Annotated in this window: 19 protein-coding genes and 2 pseudogenes; 11 read left to right on the top strand and 10 right to left on the bottom strand. The window is 69.4% G+C overall.

The genetic code is table 11. The features are described from left to right. Nucleotides 1-18: 18 nt before the first annotated feature. From ROP_RS28210 to mrf, 7 genes are all read right to left on the bottom strand, one after another. A complete protein-coding gene (locus ROP_RS28210; protein WP_015889430.1) occupies nucleotides 19-579 on the bottom strand; it encodes a MogA/MoaB family molybdenum cofactor biosynthesis protein in 561 nt (186 codons plus the stop codon). After that, nucleotides 579-2,063, bottom strand: a complete 1,485-nt coding sequence (locus tag ROP_RS28205) for a S1C family serine protease (RefSeq protein WP_015889429.1) — start codon at nucleotides 2,061-2,063, stop codon at nucleotides 579-581. The genes ROP_RS28210 and ROP_RS28205 overlap by 1 nt, the downstream gene beginning before the upstream one ends. Nucleotides 2,064-2,192: 129 nt before the next feature. Then, nucleotides 2,193-3,671: a sensor histidine kinase gene (locus ROP_RS28200; protein WP_043825464.1), complete on the bottom strand. Its 1,479-nt coding sequence runs from the start codon at nucleotides 3,669-3,671 to the stop codon at nucleotides 2,193-2,195. Then, nucleotides 3,671-4,357 (bottom strand): response regulator transcription factor, encoded by a 687-nt coding sequence (locus ROP_RS28195; RefSeq protein ID WP_005238656.1) that lies wholly within the window; start codon nucleotides 4,355-4,357, stop codon nucleotides 3,671-3,673. The genes ROP_RS28200 and ROP_RS28195 overlap by 1 nt, the downstream gene beginning before the upstream one ends. A gap of 67 nt (nucleotides 4,358-4,424) precedes the next feature. Further along, complete coding sequence (locus tag ROP_RS28190) at nucleotides 4,425-5,033, bottom strand: trimeric intracellular cation channel family protein (RefSeq protein ID WP_015889427.1); 609 nt, start codon at nucleotides 5,031-5,033, stop codon at nucleotides 4,425-4,427. Nucleotides 5,034-5,101: 68 nt separating this feature from the next. Next, nucleotides 5,102-5,356 (bottom strand): type B 50S ribosomal protein L31, encoded by a 255-nt coding sequence (locus ROP_RS28185; RefSeq protein ID WP_015889426.1) that lies wholly within the window; start codon nucleotides 5,354-5,356, stop codon nucleotides 5,102-5,104. After that, entirely contained in the window at nucleotides 5,353-6,618 is a 1,266-nt protein-coding gene (gene mrf / locus ROP_RS28180; RefSeq protein WP_015889425.1) for a ribosome hibernation factor-recruiting GTPase MRF, read from the bottom strand. Before mrf ends, ROP_RS28185 begins: the two co-directional genes overlap by 4 nt. 97 nt (nucleotides 6,619-6,715) lie before the next feature. Here mrf and rpmB point away from each other — a divergent pair, with 97 nt between their 5' ends. The 4 genes from rpmB to rpsR are packed head-to-tail and all read left to right on the top strand — an operon-like array spanning nucleotide 6,716 to nucleotide 7,701. Continuing rightward, nucleotides 6,716-6,952, top strand: a complete 237-nt coding sequence (gene rpmB, locus ROP_RS28175) for a 50S ribosomal protein L28 (protein WP_015889424.1) — start codon at nucleotides 6,716-6,718, stop codon at nucleotides 6,950-6,952. Next, entirely contained in the window at nucleotides 6,952-7,119 is a 168-nt protein-coding gene (gene rpmG, locus ROP_RS28170; RefSeq protein WP_015889423.1) for a 50S ribosomal protein L33, read from the top strand. Before rpmB ends, rpmG begins: the two co-directional genes overlap by 1 nt. A 12-nt stretch (nucleotides 7,120-7,131) precedes the next feature. Continuing rightward, nucleotides 7,132-7,437, top strand: coding sequence for a 30S ribosomal protein S14 (rpsN, locus tag ROP_RS28165; RefSeq protein ID WP_005259913.1), 306 nt, complete (start codon nucleotides 7,132-7,134; stop codon nucleotides 7,435-7,437). A gap of 9 nt (nucleotides 7,438-7,446) precedes the next feature. After that, the gene (rpsR, locus tag ROP_RS28160; protein ID WP_005238639.1) at nucleotides 7,447-7,701 is read left to right on the top strand and encodes a 30S ribosomal protein S18; all 255 of its coding nucleotides are present in this window, start codon (nucleotides 7,447-7,449) and stop codon (nucleotides 7,699-7,701) included. A 61-nt stretch (nucleotides 7,702-7,762) separates the two neighbouring features. Here the strand turns inward: rpsR and ROP_RS28155 are convergent. Both ROP_RS28155 and ROP_RS28150 read right to left on the bottom strand, forming a co-directional pair. After that, nucleotides 7,763-8,089, bottom strand: a pseudogene (locus ROP_RS28155) (DUF305 domain-containing protein); the annotation flags it as partial. A 123-nt stretch (nucleotides 8,090-8,212) separates the two neighbouring features. Continuing rightward, the gene (locus ROP_RS28150) at nucleotides 8,213-9,265 is read right to left on the bottom strand and encodes a serine hydrolase domain-containing protein (RefSeq protein ID WP_015889421.1); all 1,053 of its coding nucleotides are present in this window, start codon (nucleotides 9,263-9,265) and stop codon (nucleotides 8,213-8,215) included. Nucleotides 9,266-9,406: 141 nt separating this feature from the next. On the opposite strand from ROP_RS28150, the gene ROP_RS28145 reads away from it, so the two are divergent. The 5 genes and pseudogenes from ROP_RS28145 (at nucleotide 9,407) to ROP_RS28125 (ending at nucleotide 15,800) form a co-directional block, all read left to right on the top strand. Beyond that, nucleotides 9,407-10,336 (top strand): AEC family transporter, encoded by a 930-nt coding sequence (locus ROP_RS28145; protein ID WP_015889420.1) that lies wholly within the window; start codon nucleotides 9,407-9,409, stop codon nucleotides 10,334-10,336. 14 nt (nucleotides 10,337-10,350) lie between these two features. Further along, nucleotides 10,351-10,815, top strand: a complete 465-nt coding sequence (locus ROP_RS28140; RefSeq protein ID WP_015889419.1) for a hypothetical protein — start codon at nucleotides 10,351-10,353, stop codon at nucleotides 10,813-10,815. A 1-nt stretch (nucleotide 10,816) separates the two neighbouring features. Further along, nucleotides 10,817-11,002 (top strand): annotated as a pseudogene (locus ROP_RS28135) (MFS transporter); the annotation flags it as partial. 200 nt (nucleotides 11,003-11,202) lie between these two features. After that, on the top strand, nucleotides 11,203-14,385 hold the full coding sequence (locus ROP_RS28130) for an NAD-glutamate dehydrogenase domain-containing protein (RefSeq protein ID WP_015889417.1): 3,183 nt from the start codon (nucleotides 11,203-11,205) through the stop codon (nucleotides 14,383-14,385). A 53-nt stretch (nucleotides 14,386-14,438) separates the two neighbouring features. Beyond that, a complete protein-coding gene (locus tag ROP_RS28125) occupies nucleotides 14,439-15,800 on the top strand; it encodes a flavin monoamine oxidase family protein (protein ID WP_015889416.1) in 1,362 nt (453 codons plus the stop codon). Between the two features lie 24 nt (nucleotides 15,801-15,824). On the opposite strand, the gene ROP_RS28120 is transcribed toward ROP_RS28125, so the two are convergent. Then, entirely contained in the window at nucleotides 15,825-17,351 is a 1,527-nt protein-coding gene (locus ROP_RS28120; RefSeq protein ID WP_015889415.1) for a PucR family transcriptional regulator, read from the bottom strand. A 289-nt stretch (nucleotides 17,352-17,640) separates the two neighbouring features. Here ROP_RS28120 and ROP_RS28115 point away from each other — a divergent pair, with 289 nt between their 5' ends. Both ROP_RS28115 and ROP_RS28110 read left to right on the top strand, forming a co-directional pair. Then, a complete protein-coding gene (locus tag ROP_RS28115) occupies nucleotides 17,641-18,879 on the top strand; it encodes an MFS transporter (RefSeq protein WP_015889414.1) in 1,239 nt (412 codons plus the stop codon). Nucleotides 18,880-18,896: 17 nt separating this feature from the next. Then, the gene (locus ROP_RS28110; RefSeq protein ID WP_015889413.1) at nucleotides 18,897-20,543 is read left to right on the top strand and encodes an amidohydrolase; all 1,647 of its coding nucleotides are present in this window, start codon (nucleotides 18,897-18,899) and stop codon (nucleotides 20,541-20,543) included. Nucleotides 20,544-20,548: the final 5 nt, after the last annotated feature.

Raw genomic sequence — 20,548 nt, 5'->3', positions numbered from 1 at the left:
TCGGAACGAGAAATCGTCTCAGCCTTCCAGACCGGACAATTCGGAGATCACATGGGACGCAAGCGGCGTCAGGGTGGCCATGCCGTCCCGGACCGCGGCGCGCGAGGAGGCGAGGTTTACCACGAGTGTGCTGCCGGACACGCCGGCGAGCCCGCGGGAAAGACCGGCATCCAGCGAACCGGCGGCGAGACCCGAAGACCGGAGGGCCTCCGAGATTCCCGAGATCTCGCGGTCGAGGACCTCGGCGGTGACGTCGGGAGTGACGTCGCGGGGCGACACCCCGGTGCCGCCGACGGAGACGACGAGGTCGACGCCGCCGATGACGGCGGTGTTGAGCGCGTTGCGGATCTCCACCTCGTCGGCCGCCACCGCGACGATGGCGTCGACGATGAAGCCGGCCTCGTTCAGCAGTTCCGTCACCAGAGGCCCGATGGAGTCCTTGCCGTCACCGTGAGCGGTGCGGTCGTCGACGATTACCACCAGCGCGCGGCCGGCCAGCGAGGCTTCGATGTCCATGGTCCCTACCGTAGTGGCCCCGTTCAGAACGGACTCGACCTGCCCGAGAATCCCCGTGTTCATCAGCGGCCGCCCTGTTCGGCGGTTCCGAGCGTGACGTCGACGGTCTTGGAATTCGATCCGTTCCCGTCGGTGTAGGTGATGGACACGTTGTCTCCCGGTGCGTGTGAACGGATGGCGGCGATGAGTGCGTCGCCGCTGGTGATGACCCGGTCGTCGACCTTGGTGATCACCGAGCCCTTCGGAATTCCCGCCTTCTCCGCCGGACTGCCCGACGTGACCTCGACGACGGTGGCACCGTTGGCGGCGTCCTGCGACGGGACCTGGATCCCGATGACGGCCTGGGTTGCCTTGCCCGTCTTGACCAACTCGTCCGCGATGCGCCGAGCCTGGTCGACCGGGATCGCGAAGCCGAGACCGATGGAGCCGCTCTGCTCGCCCGCGCCGGAACCGCCGATGCTCGCGATGGCGGTATTGATGCCGATCAACTGACCGTCCATGTTGACGAGGGCGCCGCCGGAGTTGCCCGGGTTGATCGCCGCATCCGTCTGCAGGGCGTCGATGACGGTGTTCTGGTTGCCGGACTCCCCGCTGGTGGACACCGGGCGGTTGAGCGCCGAGATGATGCCCTCGGTGACGGTCCCGGCGAGCCCGAGGGGCGAACCGATCGCGACGACCTGCTGTCCGACCTGCACGTTGCCCGAAGTGCCCAGCTCGATCGGAGTGAGGTCGGTCTTGCCGTCCACCTTGATGACCGCCAGGTCGGATACCGGGTCGGCGCCGACCAGCTTGGCGTCGGCCGTGCTGCCGTCCGAGAAGGCGACCGTCAGCTTGCCGCCCTTGGCGGCCGCGCCCGCGACGTGATTGTTGGTGAGGATCATGCCGTCGGACGAGATGACGATGCCGGACCCCTCGCCGCCGGAACCGCCTGCCGTGGCCACCTCGATCTGGACGACGCTGGGGACCACCTTGTTCGCGACCGCCTGCACCGATCCTGCCGGTGCATTCGCGGCCGGGGTCGCGGTGTTGTTCTTGGGGGCGTCGAGGGAGTTGGTCACCGCGGCGCCGCTGCCGTTCCGGTCCGTTGCCAGGGAACCCACGACGCCACCGATGCCACCGCTGACGAGGGCCAGCGCCACAGCGCCGACCACGATCGCCGTGCGCGCGGGACGCTTGGTCGCGGTCGCCGTCGATCCCCCGCCGGGCTGTCCGGGCCCCTGCAGGCCGGGGAACGGGCCCTGAGGCGTCCCGGGCTGCCCGGCCGCATGCTGGGCGCCGGGATGCCCCGGAGCGCTGTGCTGTGGGTGCCCGAACTGCTGGGTGGGCTGCGGCGCACCGTACGGGTTGCCCTGGGGATACCCGGCGCCATAGGCCTGCTGACCCGCCGGACCGCCCGCCGGGTTGTGCGGAGTGGTCGGGAACTGCTCGGTCGGGTGGTACCCCTGCGCCGGCGGCTGCGGGTGGGCCGGCTGGTCGGGGCGCCCGCCCCGGTCGCCACCGGCGTTGTCGCGGCTGTCGCCGTCGTGACTGTGTCGATCCTCGGTCATCGCATCACTTCCATCTCCCGCGACCACCCGCAGGGGCAGTCGCACCGTCTCTGTCCACGAGAGTGCCCGGTGGGACTGAGAAGGTCCTGAGACCGGCCTTTGAGTTAGCCGAGACCTCGAGCTTCGAGACTATTCCGCTTCGGGTTCACCCGGAAGAACGATGCGGATGAGCGCACCGCCCCGCTCCGAGACGTCCACCGCGATCGTGCCGCCGTGCTTGACCACCACCTGCCGGACGATCGCCAGCCCGAGCCCGGATCCGGGCATCGAGCGCGACGCCGTGGACCGGTAGAAGCGGTCGAACACCAGCTCCCGGTCCTCCTCGGGAATACCCGGGCCCGCGTCGTCGACCGTCAGCTCGAGCAGCCCGTCGCCCGCCGGTTTCATCGCCACCCGCACCTGCTCACCGGTCGGACTCCACTTGGCCGCGTTGTCGAGGACGTTGAGCACCGCCCGCGACAATCCCGCGTGGTCGCCGTAGACGAACCAGGGCACGGTGACGGCAGTGAAGTCGATCTCGTTGCGCCGGCGTCGCGCGCGCTCGAGGCTGCGGTCCACCACTTCGCTGAGATCGACTCTCTCGAAGACGGTTTCCGGCGCGTCCTCGCGGGCGAGGTCGACGAGGTCGCCCACCAGCTGCGAGAGTTCCTCGATCTGCGCCACCACGTCGGTGCGCAGTTCGGCCATGTCCTCATCCGGGATGTGCGGCGCGCCAGGACGACTCGACGCGATCAGCAACTCCATGTTGGTGCGCAGCGACGTGAGCGGCGTCCGCAGTTCGTGTCCCGCGTCGGCGACGAGCCTGCTCTGCCGCTCCCGCGATTCCGCGAGCGCCCTCAGCATGGTGTTGAAACTTTCGGTGAGCCGGGCGAGTTCGTCGTTGCCCGTCACCGGCATCGGCGTCAGGTCGTCGGTCCGGGCCACCCGTTCCGTGGCGGCGGTGAGCCGGGCGATCGGACGCAGACCGGTGCGCCCCACCGTCGTTCCGGCGGCGGCCGCGAGGACCACCCCGCACCCGCCGACGATGAACAGAACCCACGCCAGCCGGTCGAGCACCGCGCCCGTCGGCGCCAGCCGCTGGGCGATCACCAGCGTGCTGCCGTCCTGCGTGCGCTCGGCCAGTACCCGCTGGTTGTCGGCCGTGCGCAGGGACGTTTCCTGCTCGCCGCGCGCCACCGACAGCTCCGGCTCGCCGATCGGCACGTTGGAACCCGGAGGCGTGTACGTGTCGAGGTCCGGAAAGATCAGCGCCACACTGATGTCCGTCGTGTACAGCGTCGCGCCCGCGATATAGCGCGGATCGAACGTCACGAGGTTGCTGTCGATCAGCGCCGACGCGCGGTTCCGCAACTGGTTGTCGACATCGGCGTACAGGGCCCGCGACACCACGGCGTACGCGGCGATCGCCATCACCGCCACCGCGATGGCCACCACGGACGCGGCGAGCAGCGTCACCCGCCACCGCAGCGACACCGACCGCGTCAACGGCATCGGAGGCCGCATCTCGGGCGGTAACGGGATCGGTCCTGTGGTGTGCCGGGACATGTGGTGCGTGTCGTGCTTCGCCGCCCCAGACTTCGCGGCGGTTCGGTGGAACGGAACTGCCATCACGGAGGAGTCTCCCGCAGCACGTAGCCGACCCCGCGCACGGTGTGCAGCAGGCGGGTCTCTCCGTCCGCCTCCGTCTTGCGACGCAGATACCCGACGTAGACCTCGAGCGCGTTGCCGGACGTCGGGAAGTCGTAACCCCACACCTCCTCGAGAATGCGCCCGCGGGTGAGCACCCGGCGAGGATTGGCCATCAGCATCTCGAGGAGCGAGAACTCGGTGCGGGTGAGGCTGATGGACCGCTCGCCGCGCGTCACCTCACGGGTGACCGGGTCGAGCGTGAGGTCCTCGAACGTCATCTTCTCCGAATCGATGCCCGGCTCCGGAGCCGCGCGGCGCAGCAGCGCACGTAACCTGGCCAGCAACTCCTCGAGGGCGAACGGCTTCGGCAGGTAGTCGTCGGCTCCGGCGTCCAGGCCCGACACCCGCTCCGACACGGAGTCGCGCGCCGTCAGGACGAGAATCGGCAGGTCGTCGCCGGTGCTCCGCAACCGGCGGCACACCTCGAGACCGTCCAGGCGCGGCATCATCACATCGAGCACGAGCGCGTCGGGGCGCGCGTTCGCGACCTTCTCGAGAGCATCGATACCGTCGACGGCCAGTTCCACCGAGTACCCGTTGAAGCTGAGAGACCGCCGTAGGGACTCCCTCACGGCGCGATCGTCGTCGACCACCAAAATGCGCATACCCGACAGTTTGGCCCGATCAACTGAGATATGTCTGAGAAGGGACCTCGACACGGGTTGTCGCCGGTCACTCGAGGACGCGCGGACCCGGCAGCCCCCAGTTCCGCCACAACGCCACCAGCCGCAGCGCGGACGCGAACACCGTCCCCACCACCAGCGCCACATCGGTACCCGAACCCCACTCGCTCACCGCGACGACCAGCGCCGAGCCGAGCAACGCCGGCACCGCGTAGAAGTCCCGCTGCAACAGCAACGGGACCTCGTTCACCAGCACGTCACGCAGGATGCCGCCGCCGATCGCCGCCGTACCGCCGATGAGGCACGACGCCAGCGGACTCGCCCCGTGGTCGAGCGCGATCACCGCGCCCGTGCTCGCGAACAGGCCCATCCCCAGGGCGTCCAGCACCAAAATCTCCCGGCGGAGCCGCCCGACAGTCGAATGCAGGAAGAACACCAGCAACGACATGCCGAACGACGTGCCGAGGTTCGGCCAGCTACCCAAGGACGTCGGCGGATGGATGCCCAGCAGGACGTCGCGAACGATGCCGCCACCGAGAGCGGTGAACACACCGACCACGCACACACCGAAGATGTCCAGGCGCTTCGTCACCCCCACCAGGGCGCCCGACGCCGCGAACACCGCGATGCCCACCAGTTCCAGGATGTACAGCAGCACCCGCCAAGGTTCGCACGCGATGCCTCCGGCCTGTGAGTACTTGTTAACCGCCGGCGGTTAACAAGTACTCACGGGCGCTTGCGCACTCCATAGCGGCGTTCGAACTTCTCGACGCGGCCCGCGGTGTCCATCACGCGCTGCGCGCCGGTCCAGAACGGGTGCGACTCGCTGGTCACGTCCACGACCACCAGCGGATAGGTGTTGCCGTCCTCCCACACGGCAGTGCGGTCGCTGGTGAGCGTCGACCGTGTGAGGAACGTGGTTCCGGTGCTCGCGTCCTGGAACACCACGGGGTGGTAGTCGGGATGGATTCCTGGTTTCATTCGTGTCCCTCTCTCGATTCGGGTTCTGCGTAGGGTGATTCGCTGCTCTCGCAGGGGTCTTCGTGGAACTGTCCGAACGGGTCGGGCCACGACTGCCATGCGGCTTCGTCCGCAAGTTCGTCGTCGGTGACGAGCGCCCACTGCAGCGTGCGGTCGATCTCGGTGGGGTCCGCGGCGTGCACCAGCACCACCATCGAGGTGTGCCGGTCGCCGAAGCGTTCGTCCCAGCACAGCGCTGCCATCGCGCGACGCGCGACCCCGGCCTGTTCCTGTTCCTCCGGGGTCATGGCGGCCAGCCAGCGGTCGGCGCTTGCCACCCGCAGTCCCCCACCGGCCGACTCGAGCCACAGCGCCTCGTCCGGCTGCGTCGCGACCCACACCCGTCCGCGCGAGGTGACGACGCCGTCGAGGAGCACGTCGACGGCCTCGTGCAGTCGTTCCGGATGGAACGGCCGGGTGGCGGTGAACTCGACGAGCATGACGCCGCAGTCGTGGGACAGCGGCGGCTGTCCACGCAGCAGCGGTGAGTGGGCATGGGACGGCTCACCACGCCGTGCGCCGGCCGGGATGTCGAGGAGCAGTCGCTCGACGTCGGGGGTGCCCCCACCCCAGCTGATCGGTGCGCCCGGTGCGAGCCGGGCCAGGACGGCGTGGAGCCGGGCCTGCTGCCACCCGTCGCCGGCGCTGCCCGACACGACGAGGGCGTCGGCGAAGTCCACCTGCCCGACCGCCACCTGCGCCACGGTCCGGTCGTCGTCCAGCGCGTCGTCGCCGGTGGCGTCGGCGAGCCACGACCCCGCGTCGAGGCAGGTGACGACGCCGTCGACACGCACGTCCCGCGACGCCGGACCGTCGATCTGCCCCACCACACCGGACACCGACACGTGCTCGACCGCCCAGCACACGGCCTCGGGTTCGAGCCCGCGGTCGAGGTGCAGCACGATGCGCTGCACCGAACTGCGGGTGTGCAGGCGGCGGATCAGCGGGAGGAGGTCCTCGCGCAGCGTGCAGGAGATGCAGCCGTGTGCCAGTTCGAGGATGCGGAGGCGCTCACGCGGCGCCCCCGACTCCAGCGTGGTGACGGTGCGGCGCACGACGCCTTCGTGCACGAGGTCGAGGTCGTGATGCACGACGACGGTGCCTTCGCGGAGGAGCGAGCGCGCCGCTTCCTCGGCGGGGCCGCTCCAGCCGGAAACCAGGATCAGCGGCGTCCGGCCGTCGAGTATCTCGTTCACGAGCACCCTTTCGATAACGATTGTCATTACGTGGACAGAACGCTACATTGGAATCTCGCCGTTGTCGAAAATGATTGTCATCACCCTCTCGCGCAGTAGTCGCGGAGGGCAGAGAGGAACGCCCATGTCGGCGCACTGCCAGGTGACCGGACGCAAGCCAGGATTCGGCAAGTCCGTGTCGCACTCCCACAAGCGCACCAACCGGCGCTGGGACCCGAACATCCAGAAGAAGACGTATCTCCTGCCCAGCGAAGGCAGGCGGATCACCCTCACGCTCTCCGCGAAGGGCATCAAGACCGTCGACCGGGACGGCATCGAAGCCGTCGTCGCCCGGATCCGCGCCCGCGGGGAGAAGGTCTGATGGCCGGCCGCAACGAAATCCGCCCGATCGTGAAACTGAAGTCGACGGCGGGCACCGGATACACGTATGTGACCCGCAAGAACCGCCGCAACGACCCCGACCGCCTGGTGATGAAGAAGTACGACCCGGTCGCGCGGAAGCACGTCGATTTCCGAGAAGAGAAGTAGAAGACACCGCAGATGGCAAAGAAGTCGAAGATCGCGAAGAACGAGCAGCGCAAGATCGTCGTGGCGCGCTGGGCCGAGCGCCGCGCGGAGCTGAAGGAGACCATCCGCCGACCGTCGAGCAGCGAAGACGAGCGCGCGGAGGCCCGCGCGGCACTGCAGCGTCTGCCCCGCGACGCGAGTCCGGTACGATTGCGCAATCGAGACGCTGCGGATGGACGTCCGCGCGGCCACCTGAGGAAGTTCGGGCTCTCTCGCGTGCGTGTTCGCGAGATGGCGCACCGCGGGGAGCTGCCAGGCGTCCACAAGTCGAGCTGGTAAAGGAAGAAGATGGCAGTCAAGAGAGCACCGTCGAAGAAGCCGCGTCCCGTCGAGGGCCGCAAGCCCAAGAAGAACCCGTTGTTCGCGGCCAAGATCGAGTACGTCGATTACAAGGACATCAACCTCCTCCGCACGTTCATCTCGGACCGCGGCAAGATCCGCAGCCGCCGCGTCACGGGCCTGACTCCGCAGCAGCAGCGTCAGGTTGCCGTCGCCGTCAAGAACGCTCGCGAGATGGCCCTGCTGCCCTTCACGAGCCGGTAACGCGAACAGGCACCGAAAAGGCCGCGTAATCCTCGGGTTACGCGGCCTTTTGCTGTGCCGGTCAGCCGAGCAGGGCCTGCATGTCGGCGATCTCCCGCTGCTGGGCGGTCACGCTGCCGGTGGCCATCTGCTTGGCGTCCGGGTTCTGGCCGTCGGCGAGTTCGGTGTTCGCCATCTCGATCGCGCCCTCGTGGTGCTCGATCATCATGGTCAGCCATTGCCGGTCGAATTCGGCGCCCGACAGTGCCGTCAGGGCACCCACCCGATCGGCCGACATCATGCCGTCGCCGTGGTCCGTGCTGCCGTGGTCCATGTCGGCCCTCTCCAGTGCCTGCGCGTGATGCGGGTACATCCCGTTCAGGAACGCGATATCGGCGTCGTCGAACCGCACCGGATATACCCAGCGGGGGTACCCAGGTGAGTGGCAAAGCGTGCCCGCGGACACTTTGTCACTCACCTGGGGGACGCCGGGCAGGTGAGTGGCAAAGCGTCCCGGGGGACGCGAAAACACTCACATGGGGGTGTGCGCGAGGATCTCCAGGCCCTGCTGCTCGAGTCCGCCGATGGTGTCGGTGAGGATGACGAGCCCGCGGTCGTTCGCGCGGTCGAGGACGACGGTGCACTGGAAACCGCCCGTCGCGCCGCCGTGCAGCGTGTAGTCCCGGCCCTCGAACGGGACGATCGACCACGTCAGCGCCCGGTAGTTGTCGCCGACCCACCGCGGGTCCATGGCCGTGCCGCCCGGGACCGTGCCGCCCAGCAGAGCCCGGACGTACGTCGACATGTCGTTCGCCGTGGACCGCAGCCCACCGGCCGGCGCGTAGGCGTCCAGCGGCCACGGGTCCTGCGACCGGTGCAGGACGTCGAATCCGCGGGTGACGTCCGCGGGCAGGTCGGCGCCGGTGAGCGGCATCCACGACTGCGACAGTCCGAGCGGGACGAGCATGCGCTCGCGGAGCAGCGACGGGTAGTCGGTGTGCGCGGCCGCGGCCAGCGCCTGGCCGAGCAACGCGAAGCCGACGGTCGAGTACGAGTAGCTGCCGCGAGTCGTGAGCGGCGCCGACCGCAGTTGCTGCAGCAGGGTGTCCCGGTCGTAGGTGAACGGGTTGGACGCGACCACCCAGTGCCCGACGGCGACCAGGGTGTCGGTGCTCATCGGGAACTGCGCCAGCCCGGACGTGTGGGACGCCAGCTCGAGCAGCGTCACGTCGCCGACGGGCGCGCCCTGCAGCGGCAGCAGCTCTCCGACCTTCGTGTCCTCCCGCACCTCACCCCGCGCGACGGCATCGACGAACAGTTCGGCGGTGAACGTCTTGGTGACGGAACCGATCTCGAAGTCGGTGTCCTCGGTGGCCCCGAAGTTCGCGAACCGGGTGCCGGACGCGTCGATGTACGCGACGCTCGCGTTCTCGCGGTAGCTGCGCCCGAGGACCTGCCCGGCGAGCGCGATCAGCGCCGGGTCGCCACTCGACGGTGGGGCCAGCGCCGACACGACGGGCGCGGCACCCCAGGCGAGGGTCCAGGCGCAGATCAGCGCGCAGAAGGCGGTCGTTCGACGCAGCATTGCGACTCCTCGAGCGCGACGGAACGCGCATACAGACGATCTCCCCGACCGGAGGCAATTGTGACCCACCAGCATGCCGAGCACTAGACTTCGGAAGGTTTGCCGACAGGAGGCATCCCTGTCGAGGAGGTGCCCCGCAGCGTGTCGGGAGTGGTTGCGGGATTCACCGTCATATTCGTGATCATCGCGATCGGCTACATTCTCGGCCGGCGCGGGACACTGGGAGCGGAGGGCGAGTCCGTCCTGGGCAGGCTGGTGTTCTTCGTCGCCACACCGGCGCTGCTGTTCGATTCGCTCGCATCGTCCGACCTCTCCGTGATCTTCTCGCCCACACTGGCCGTCGCGGCTGTCACGGCATTGACGGTCGGCGCACTGTACATGGTCGTCGCGAGGGTGTGGCTACGCAGGCCCCTTCCGGAACTGACTATCGGCGCGCTGTCGTCCTCGTATGTGAACTCCGCGAATCTCGGCATTCCCATCGCGGTCTTCGTCCTGGGGGACGCCTCGTTCGTGGCGCCGCTGCTGCTGTTCCAGATCATCGCGTACTCCCCCATCGCCCTCACCATCCTCGACGTCACCACCCTCCGGCGCGGCGCGTCGCGACTCGACACGATCACCGCCCCGTTCAAGAACCCGATCGTCGTGGCGGGCGCGGCCGGACTACTGATCGCACTACTCGGCTGGACGCCACCCGAGGCCCTGATGCAACCGTTCCGGCTCATCGGCGGCGCGTCGGTGCCGGGTGCGCTGCTCGCGTTCGGCATCTCGCTGTACGGGGTTCGGGTGCTGGAGAAGGGGACCAGTCCGCGGCGGGACGTGGCGCTGGCGTCGGTGCTCAAGATCGTCGTGCAACCGGTGCTGGCCTACCTGATGGCGCGGTACCTGCTCGGGCTGGACGGCCACGAACTGTTCGCCATCGTGGTGGTGGCGACGCTGCCGACGGCACAGAACGTCTTCGTCTACGCCAGCCGGTACGGGGTGGGAACGGTCATGGCGCGGGACACCGCATTCGTCACGACTCTGGCCGCGATTCCGGGGATTGCGCTGGTCTCCGGCCTGCTCGCCGGATGAGGTTACCGTGGCTTATGCGCGTACTCGCCCTCGCTGTGCTGGCCTGCCTCGCCGTCGCCGGATGCGGGTCCGGTTCGAGCACCGACGAACCGACGATCCCTCCGGAGATCGCGTCCGCAGTGGATCCCAGCCCGACCAATCCGTCGTCGGGGATGCCCATCCCCTCCGAGGTGCCCGGCGAGGACTTCGGCACCGTCTTCGAACCGCGCCCCGACATCGTCCGGGCGAATCCGACGCCGTTCGAGTCGTGGTCCCGCGCGGACGGCAACAAGGTGGCGATCCACTTCGTCACCGGGACCCCGGAATGTTATGGCGCCGACGCGGCCGTCACCGAGACCGACACCACCGTCACGATCTCGCTGCGCACCGGCACCCTCCCGGAGGCGGCCGACAAGATGTGCATCCTCGTCGCCGTGTTCGGCACCCTCGAGGTCCAATTGCAGGCGCCGCTCGGCAATCGTCAGGTGATCAACGGTTGACCTGGTGAAACACTGGTTTCTCAACGTCTGCGTCGCCACCGCTCTCCTCCAGGCCGTCTACCACGCCGTCCGCGTTCTCGTCTCCTACCGCGTCCTCGCTCTCGGCGGCGACGCCGTCAGGATCGGCGTCGTCACCGCCCTATTCTCGCCGGCGCCGCTGCTCGTGGCCGTCCGGATCGGTTTCGCGTTCTCCTGGTGACGTTGCTGCTGATCCCCGCCGCCCGTGAGTACTTCGTAACCGCCCGCGGTTAACGAGTACTCACGGGTGCCGAAACGTCGCGTCCACCGACGCACGACGCTCCACTTCGTCGGATGTGGCGTGCGTCTCTCCTCGACACACTGGTTTCCAGTCACGCGTTTGTCAGATCAGGGGTCAGGAGCCACACGATGAGCTATACCGGTGTCATTCCGAGCACGACCGACACACCCGGTCCACGCCGGGACGAGGCCGCCGTGTCGAGCGCGGTCCTGGCGTCCGGAGGAACCACCCCGCGGCTGCGTTTCGTCGAGTTCGCGGATGCGCGGCCCGAGCCGGCGGCCGTGATGGTGTGGCCGCAGGGCACCCCGCTGCTCGCGGAACTGGTGGCACTGTTCGCCGACCTCGGGTTGCGGGTGGCGTCCCATGAACAGCTGCCCGAAGGCGAACCCGGCGGCCCGCTGGTCCACCGGTTCGACTTCAGCGCCGGCGACTTCGCCTGGGATGCCGAGACTCCCGGACTGCTCTCCGACGCGTTCGAGGCCGCGGCCGCCGGACATCTGGAGGTCGACGGGTTCACCCGCCTCGTTGCCGCGGCGAACCTGACGTGGACGGACGCCGTCCTGGTCCGGGCGGCGTGCCGTTACCTCCGGCAGGTGGGGCTGGGGCTGTCGGAACCGAACATCGTCGCGATCCTGTTGCGGCACAACGATTTCGTGCGCGGGTTCCGCGACCTGTTCACCGCCCGATTCGATCCGGCCGTCGCCGGCTCCGATCGCGACAGCGCCGCAGCGAACGCCGAGCGCGCGCTGCGGGAGGCGATCGACCGCACCGCGACGATGGACGAGGACCGGCTGCTCCGCGGACTGCTGTCGTTCACCTCGGCAGTGTTGCGCACCAACTGGTTCCGTCACGACCGCACGATCAGCGCCGCTCCCGCGGCGTTCAAGATCGACCCGTCGCTGTTGTCGCTGTCCGCGGCCGTGACGCCGTACCGGGAGATCTTCGTGCACTCGCCGATCGTCGAGGGCAGCCACGTCCGCAGCGGCCCGGTGTCGCGCGGCGGCCTGCGCTGGTCGGACCGCAAGGACGATTTCCGCACCGAGGTTCTGGGTCTGATGAAGACGCAGCACGTGAAGAACTCGCTGATCGTTCCGATGGGCGCGAAGGGCGCGTTCGTGGTGCGCACCGAGACGACCCCGGACGCCGTGCGGGCGGCGTACACGAGCTTCATCGACGGACTGCTCGACGTCACCGACGACATCGTCGACGGCGAGGTCGTGCATCCCCGCGACACCGTGATCTACGACGAGTCCGACCCGTATCTGGTGGTGGCGGCAGACAAGGGCACAGCCCGGTTCTCGGATCTGGCCAACAGCATCGCGACGCGACGCGGGTTCTGGCTCGGTGACGCGTTCGCGTCCGGCGGGTCCGCCGGCTACGACCACAAGGCGATGGGCATCACGGCGCGCGGCGGATGGGTTTCCGTCCGCAGGCATTTCGCGGAGATGGGCAAGAACGTCGACACGGACGCGTTCACCGTGGTCGGCATCGGCGACATGTCCGGGGACGTGTTCGGCAACGGCATGCTGCTCAGCCGCGCCATCCGGTTGGTCGGCGCGTTCGACCACCGGCACATCTTTCTCGATCCCGAACCGGATTCCGAGGCGTCCTACCGCGAGCGCGAACGCCTCGCATCGGTGCCCGGCAGCAGCTGGGACGATTACGACCGCAGCCTCGTCTCGGCGGGTGGCGGTGTGTGGCCGCGGACGGCGAAGAAGGTCCCGCTGTCGCCGCAGGTGCGTGAGCGTCTCGGCGTGACCGCGACCGAACTCCCCCCGCACGAGGTGGTGAAGGCGCTGCTGACCGCGGACGTGGACCTGCTGTGGAACGGCGGAATCGGCACGTACGTCAAGGCATCCACCGAGGGGAACGCGGACGCCGCCGACCCGGCCAACGACGCCGTCCGGGTGGAGGCGGCCGACGTGCGCGCCGCGGTGATCGGCGAGGGCGGCAACCTCGGTCTCACCCAGCGCGCCCGGATCGAGTACGCGCTGAACGGCGGCCGGATCAACGCCGACTTCATCGACAACGCCACCGGCGTCGCCACGTCGGATCGGGAGGTGAACCTGAAGGTCGCGCTGGACGCGGCCGTCGCGGTGGGCGAACTCCCCGCGGCGGAACGGAACACGCTGCTCGCCCGGGTCCAGGACGAGATCGGCGAATCGGTGCTCGCCGACGCCGCCTCGCAGACTCTCGCGATCAGCCTCGCCGAGGTCCACGCCCCGTTCCTGCTCGGACGCCACGAGCGGCTGATCGAGAACCTCGAGCGGGACGCCGGGATCAGCCGGGCCGCGGAGGTCCTGCCGTCGGCGGCGGAACTGTCGGCGCGGCACCGCGCGGGCCAGGGTCTGGTACGGCCGGAGATCGCGGTTCTGCTCGCGCAGTCGAAGAACCTCGTCGTCACCGAACTGCTCGCCTCGCCCGTGCTCGACTTCGCGGTGTTCGACGGTGTGCTCGCCGACTACTTCCCGGCCCCCATCCGCGAACGCGTCCCCCGGCAGATCAGTGGGCACCGGCTCGCCCGGGAGATCGTGGCCGTCATCGTGGCCGGCGACATGATCGACCGTGTCGGACCGGGCCTGATCCACCGGTTGGAGGAGCGGCTCGGCGTCGGCACCCCCGAGATCACCGTCGCGTACGCGGTGGTGCGGCAGGTGTTCGACATCGACCGCCTGTGGAACGAGGTCCTCACGCTGCCCGGCGCGTCGCACCGGACCCGGCTGAACCTGCACTTCGGCATCCAGGACCTGATCGAGCGCACGACGTCGTGGCTGCTGCGGCACCGCACCGCGGGCACGGACGCGCAGGAGCTGATCGAGCGTTTCGCGAAGCCGGTCCAGGAACTCGCGGCCGCGCTGCCCCGGCTCACCGGTGCGCCCGCCCAGGACCTGGGCACGTTGCGGATCCTGGCACAGGCCTTCGCCCTGGAGACCACCGCGCAGTCGCTGGATCTGCCGATCACCCAGGTGGCCGAGACGTACCGCGAATTCGGCCGTGTGGTGGGCCTCGACTGGCTGTCGGAACGGTTCTCCGTCGGCGAGACCGGGACCGCCTACTGGGAGGCGATGGCCGGAGCCGTCCTCGTCGACAACCTTCAGGAGCACTGGCACGGCCTGATCGGCCTCGTCCTGCGCGGCGCCTCGCCCGCCACGACCGCCGCCGACGCCGTCGCCCACTGGCTCACCGAACACACCACCGCCGCGGACCGCCTGGCCCGGATGCTCGGCGAACTGCGCAGCCTCGACCGCGTGGACAACTCGGGCATCTGCGTCATCGACGCCGAACTGTCACTCGCGCTGACCCGCTGCTGAACCAGAACCACCTTTCACGAACCGATCAGCACTTCAACCAAAGGAGCTCGAAAGTGCCTACTCTCCAACGTGATGTCGCCATCGTCGGCGCAGGACCGTCCGGCCTGGCCGCAGCGACGGCGCTGCGTAAGGCGGGGTTGTCCGTCGCCGTGCTGGAGGCGCGCGACCGCGTCGGAGGCCGCACGTGGACCGACACCATCGACGGCGCGATGCTGGAGATCGGCGGTCAGTGGGTCTCCCCCGACCAGACGGCGCTGATCTCGCTGCTCGACGAACTCGGCCTCGAGACGTTCGACCGGTACCGGGAGGGCGAATCCGTCTACATCTCGGCCGCGGGCGACCGCACCCGCTACACCGGTGAGTCGTTCCCCGTCGACGAGACGACCCGCAAGGAGATGGACCGGCTGGTCCAGATCCTCGACGATCTCGCCGCGCAGATCGGGGCCGAGGAGCCCTGGGCGCACCCGCTGGCCCGCGAACTGGACACGATCTCGTTCAAGCACTGGCTGATCGAGCAGTCCGACGACGCCGAGGCCCGCGACAACATCGGCCTGTTCATCGCCGGCGGCATGCTGACCAAGCCCGCGCACTCGTTCTCGGCGCTGCAGGCCGTCCTCATGGCCGCGTCCGCCGGATCGTTCTCGCACCTGGTGGACGAGGACTTCATCCTCGACAAGCGGGTCATCGGCGGCATGCAGCAGGTGTCGATCCGGATGGCGGCCGCCCTCGGCGACGACGTGTTCCTGAACGCCCCCGTCCGCACCGTCCGGTGGAGCGAGGACGGCGCGGTCGTGCTGGCGGACGGCGACATCCGGGTGGAGGCCTCCCGCGTGATCCTCGCCGTCCCGCCGAACCTGTACTCCCGCATCTCGTACGACCCGCCGCTGCCGCGCCGCCAGCACCAGATGCACCAGCACCAGTCGCTGGGACTGGTCATCAAGGTGCACGCCGTGTACGAGACCCCGTTCTGGCGTGCAGACGGCCTGTCCGGCACCGGATTCGGCGCCTCCGAGGTCGTGCAGGAGGTGTACGACAACACCAACCACGAGGACACCCGCGGCACCCTCGTCGCGTTCGTGTCGGACGAGAAGGCCGACGCGATGTTCGCACTGAGCGAGGAGGAGCGCCGCGCCACCATCCTCGGCTCGCTCGCCCGCTACCTCGGGCCGAAGGCGGCCGAGCCGGTGGTGTACTACGAATCCGACTGGGGCTCCGAGGAATGGACCCGGGGCGCGTACGCCGCGAGCTTCGACCTCGGTGGCCTGCACCGCTACGGCGCGGACACCCGCACGCCGGTCGGACCGTTCCACTTCTCCTGCTCGGACATCGCCGCCGAGGGTTACCAGCACGTGGACGGCGCCGTCCGGATGGGTCAGCGCACCGCCGCGGACATCGTCGCCCGCCTCGGAAAGTAGTCCCGTCCGGTCATCGCCCGGCAGTCACGACTGCCGGGCGATGATCGCGAGCAGCAGTTCGGCGCGTACGCGCGCCACGTCCAGCCTGCAGTCGATCAGCGATTCGATCCGCGCCATGCGACTGCGCAGGGTGTGCCGGTGCACGCCCATCGCCGCCGCCGCCGACTCCCAGTGCCCGTTCGCCTCGAGGAACGCCCGCAGCGACCCCAGCAGTTCGGTGCCGTTGGTGCGGTCGTAGTCGTCGATCGGCGAGATCATCGTGTCCGCCAGCGAGTTCAGCACTTCCCGCGTCGAACTGAACGCGAGCAGCGCGCTGCCGGTCAGCGCGGCGAACTCCAACGGATCCGCCCCCGCCTCGGCGGCCGACGCGGCCAGTTGGGACTGTTCGATGGCCGCGACGAGTGCGGCGACCTCCCGCCGTCCGCTCAGCCCGGCCCGGATCGCCTTCCGCTCCGGCCCGGACAGGGTGCGCAGCATCGCCCGCGCGAAGTCGGCGTCGTCGGTTCCGCGCAGCAGAACGGTGACCCGCGCATCGTGCCGGCGCGAGAACAGTTGCCGTCCGGCCTTGTTCATGGCCACCGCGACCGCCGACTCCGCCCGTTCCGCGAGCGCGGACGTCTCGGCCACGACCGTGAGTCCGCGGACCATGCCCTCGGCGTCCGCGGCGTGCCGGATCTGCGACCACGCGGGCGCGAGGTCGCGGTCCTCGGTGAGCAGCAGGCCGAGGGCGTGCGAATTGAGCCGGTTCTGCGCCGTCCGGAGCCGCACCGGCTTCTCGAAGTCCAACGCGAGCAACGAGTTCGCGTGACCGAGCAGGATCTGGTCCACGTGACTGAGCGCGGTGGGACTGATCACGGCGAGATGGCCGTGCGGGGTGCTGCCGACGCTGATCTGCTGCACCGTGATCGACGCGCCCGAGCGCGCGAGCGACACGCTGCTCGACGCCCCACCGGTGCCCGCCTCCAGCACGTCCCGCAGTTCCCCCAGCACATCCTCCGCGGGCTGCGCCGGATGTGCCTCCAGCACCCGGCCGGACAGGTCGAGGAGCAGGACCGTGGACGACGTGGCGACGGCGAGTTCGCGCACGGTGGCGCCGGTGCCGCCCTGGATGACGGCGCGGGTCATCCGCGGTTGCGCCCGGGACGCGCGCAGCACCGCCTCGTACTCCTGCTCCGCGAGACGGTTCATCACTCTCTTGACGACAGCCGCGAACGGGGTGGGCAGCGGGATCTCGAGCAGCGGCAGTCCGATCTCGTCGGCGACGACCACCAGGTCCTCGGGCACCTCCGGATGGGAGAGTCCGGTGCCGAACCCGACCGCCGCCACCCCGGCCTCGCCGAGTCCACGCAGGTACCGCGCCCGGTCGGCAGCCGTCAGCGGAAGCCGGATACCGGTGGTGAGGAGCAGTTCGCCGCCGGAGAGCCAGCGGAAAGGGTCCTGCAGTTCGGTGGTGTGGGCGAACGTGATCTCGTTGCCGAGACCGGCGGCGCCACCCTTCAGTTCGAGAGCCAGGTCCGGCTGGGACAACATCCAGCGAACGGGAACGGTCATGTCGGCTCCTGCGCAGTGTGCGGTCGGGTCCGTGCCACCCTGACCGGTCGGAATCGGGACAGCGCTGGACAAGTTGGCCAGCTGAGCACGGACGACTACTCCATTGTGTCAGACGCCGACCTCGAACAACGCCGGAACGCAACATTAACGAATGAAGTTCGTTTGCCCCCTTGCGCCCGGGACGCGCCCTCCGCATACTTAACGAATCACATTCGCTAAGTGACCCACGTCTCACGCGGGCCGCCACCCGAGACCCGGAGTTGTCGTTGTCCCACCCCAGGAATCCCACGTGACCGCCGCCGTCCGCGTCCCCCTGACCCTCGGCCGCGGTATCGCCACCTTCAGCGTCTTCGTCGTCGGCTACATCACGGCCAACCTCATCCCGCTCATGATCATCGCGATGGTCGACGACCTCGGCATCACCCAGACCGTCGCCGGCGCCGTCCTCACCGGCTCGCTGCTGGCCACCGCGCTCGTCTGCCTCGCGACCACTCGGTGGGCGGCCGGCCGCTCACGCCACCTGCTCGGCCGCGTCAGCCTCGTCGTGATGGCCGCCGGTTTCGGCGTCGCCGCCGTCATCCACTCCCCGCCGATCGCGTGCGCCGCCATCATCGTCGGCGGGATCGGCGCCGGCGGCGCGGTCGCGGTCGGCGGGGCCGCCCTGGCCGCGCTGAACAACCCGAACCGGGTGTCCGGGATCAACGGGCTCGTCAACCGCACCGCGGTCACCGGAGTCCTCGCACTGATCCCGATCCTCGGCCTGCACATGACCAATGCGTTCGGGATCGTCGCGGTGCTCGCACTGGCGACCGTGTTCACGATCACCTGGCTGCCGTCCGCTCCCGCCGTCGACGACGACGAGCCGAGCGCGGCGCACACCCGAACCCCGTTGCCCGAGGGCGTCACCGAGAAGAAGCTGGCCGTCGCCGGCTTCTCGCTCCTCGTGATGTTCGCGGTCTGGGCGATCGGCGAGGACTCGCTGTGGGCGGTGTCCGGCATCATGGGCGCCGAACACGCGTCCCTGACCGAGCAGCAGATGGGTCTGGCCCTCAGCCTGTCCACCGCGGGCGGAATCGGCGCCGCCCTCGTCCTCACGGCGCTCGGTTCGCGCCTCGGCCGCACCGTCCCCACCGCCGTCCTCCTCGGACTCGGCGCGGTCCTGAAACTGGGCTCGTGCCTGGCCACCGATTCGACGACGTATCTGGTGCTCATCATCGCCTGGAACACGGTGTATGCCGCAGCCTTCATCTACGTGGTGGCCATCGCCGCGGCGCTGGACTCGTCCGGCCGCTGGTCCGCCCCACTCCTCGGCACGTATCTGGTGGGATCGGCGTTCGCCCCGCTCTTCGGCACCCTCGTGACCGGCGCCGTCGGATACGTCGCGTTCGGCTTCGTCCTGGCGGGCATCAGCCTCGTCCTGCTCGTGCCGATCGTCTGGATCGCCCGCCTGTCGACGCGCACCGAGCAGGCCTCCTCGTCACCCGGACAGGATCCCTCTGCCCGGTACACCACCTCGGTCGTCGTCTGACGGAAAGCGAGAACACCATGAACACGGACACGACCCACTACCGCGGCGGCCGGATCTTCACCGCCGCCGAACCGGCCTGGGCCGAGTCGATGATCGTCCGGGGCGAGCGCCTCACGTACGTCGGCGACACCGCGACCGCCGACACGCTGTCGGGCGACGCCCGCGTCGTCGACCTCGGCGGGGCGTTCGTCCTGCCCGGCTTCATCGACGCCCATACCCACCTGCTGATGATGGGGCAGGCCCTGCAGAAGGTGGACCTGCAGAGCGCCGCCGACCTGAGCGACATCCAGGACCGCATCCGCCGGTTCGCCGCCGAGAACCCGGACGCTCCCCGGATTCTCGGCCGCAGCTGGCTGTTCTCCGCACTCGACGGGCACCCGCCGACGCGGCAGATGATCGACGCGGCCGAATCCGACCGCCCCGTGTACCTCGATTCCAACGATGTGCACTCGGCGTGGGTGAACACCGCCGCGCTGCGCGAACTCGGCATCGACGCGAACACCCCGGACCCGATCGGCGGGCGCATCGAGCGCGATCCCGTCACCGGCGAGGCCACCGGCATGCTGTTCGAGACGGCGGTGACCCAGATCGTGTGGCCCGCCCTCGCGAAGGCGATCAGCGACGACGAACGGGACGCCGCCCTCGCGGCCGCCTTCGAGCAGTATCTCGCCGACGGCGTGACCGGGGCGGTCGACATGGCGCTCGGCGCGGACGAGGTCGCGGCGCTCGAACGCGCACTGGCCGCAGGCGGCGGGACGCTACCGCTCCGGGTGGCCGGGCACTGGCTCATCGAACGAACCGATTCGGACGAGGACAACGTCCGCCAGGTGCACGAGGCGGCGGCGCACCAGCAGCGCCTGCAGGGCCCCTGGCTGCGGATGGCCGGGATCAAGGTCATCATCGACGGCGTCATCGACAGTTGCACCGCCGCGATGAAGGAGCCGTATTCGGACGGCACGAACGCCGAACCGATCTGGGACCTCGCCTCGCTGGCACCGGTGGTCGCCGCGGCCGACGCCGCGGGACTCCAGGTGGCGATGCACGCCATCGGTGACGAGGCGTCGGAGATCGCGCTCGCCGCGCTCGAACATGCCATCGCCGCCAACGGAGTTCGCCCGCGCCGGCACCGGATGGAGCACCTGGAGACGATCACGGAGGACAACGTGCAGCGGCTCGCGCGGCTCGGCGTCGTCGCCTCGATGCAGCCGGTCCACGCCGATCCCGCGATCCAGGAGAACTGGCGGGCGATGCTGGGCGACCACCGGGTCGAGCGGGCGTTCCCGTGGCCCGAGATGACGGCGGCCGGCGCCGTCCTCGCGCTGGGGTCCGACGCCCCCACCGCACCGCATCCCCCGCTGCCCAACATGTACATCGCGACTACCCGCAAGTCCGCGATCGATCCGGCGCTCGCACCCAACCTGCCGGAGTACGCGCTGCCGATGGCGGACGCGCTCGCGCACGCCACCCGCGACGCCGCCTACTCGTGCCGCTGGGACGACCTCACCGGTCAGCTCGTCGAGGGCAAGGCCGCCGATTTCGTGGTCCTCGACGGGGATCCGTTCACCGCGGGCGCCGATTCCCTGCTCACCGCGCGGGTGCAGCTGACCGTGGTGGCCGGTTCCGTGCGCCACGAAGTGGAGGTGGCAGGCAGCCACCACGGATAGCCGTC

Origin of the sequence: Rhodococcus opacus B4, assembly GCF_000010805.1 — a bacterium.
Lineage (GTDB): Bacteria > Actinomycetota > Actinomycetes > Mycobacteriales > Mycobacteriaceae > Rhodococcus_F > Rhodococcus_F opacus_C.
This window is presented reverse-complemented; position numbering and strand designations above follow the sequence as displayed.